At 65.7% G+C, this 744-nt stretch carries 1 protein-coding gene; it reads right to left on the minus strand.

Annotated elements, in window-relative coordinates:
* A partial coding sequence (locus tag Q0L15_RS15305; protein ID WP_296605318.1) for a thiamine pyrophosphate-binding protein occupies positions 1-393 on the minus strand: 393 nt, incomplete at its 3' end.
* Positions 394-744: the final 351 nt, after the last annotated feature.

Here is a 744-nt window from a genome sequence, read left to right on the forward strand (position 1 = left end):
CTGCGGATCCCGCACCCGCACGAAGGCGGCGCCTGTCGCGAGGACCACCTCTCGCTGGGCGACGTCTTGCAGGTGCTCCCCGTCCGCGACCGGGGTGTCGCCCGCGACCAGGAGGAGCGGGGTACGCGATCGGGCTGCCTCGACCAGGGCGGTCACGGTGTTGGTCAACCCAGGGCCGTGGGTGACGGTGGCCAGTCCCGGCGTCCCGGTGACGCTGGCGTAGCCGGTCGCGGCCATGACGGCACCCGCCTCGTTGGCCATCGCCACATAGGTCCCGCCCGCGACGCGTTCGAAGCTGTCCATCATGAACAGGTTGGCGTCGCCGATCACACCGAACGCCGTCGTGAGGCCCTGCTCGACCAGTGCGCGCCCGACCACCTCATGGAACTTCACGGGTCACCTCGTCCACGCGCGCCGACAGTTCCGTTATGTATACAAGACCTCGACTCTGTGAATCAAGACGCTCACTCGTGACATCTACGAGATGCGGATGGTGCGTTGAACCGTGCGCCTCGGACACTTAATGTATACAGTCATTGTCTCTCGACCGAAGGAAGACATGGCTGACGCATCCCGACCCCTCATCGTGACGAACGCCGACGCGGAGCGGCACGACATCACCCATGTCGAGGAGCGCCCGCTCAGTAGCCCGGCCGTCGTGCGGATTCTCTCCGAGAGCGACGTGATGATCCTGCTCGAGGTCAAGATGCCTCCTCACCAGGGGTCGCCGGCCCATGTCCACGA

Origin of the sequence: Nocardioides sp., assembly GCF_024509035.1 — a bacterium.
In the GTDB taxonomy this organism is placed as follows: domain Bacteria; phylum Actinomycetota; class Actinomycetes; order Propionibacteriales; family Nocardioidaceae; genus Nocardioides.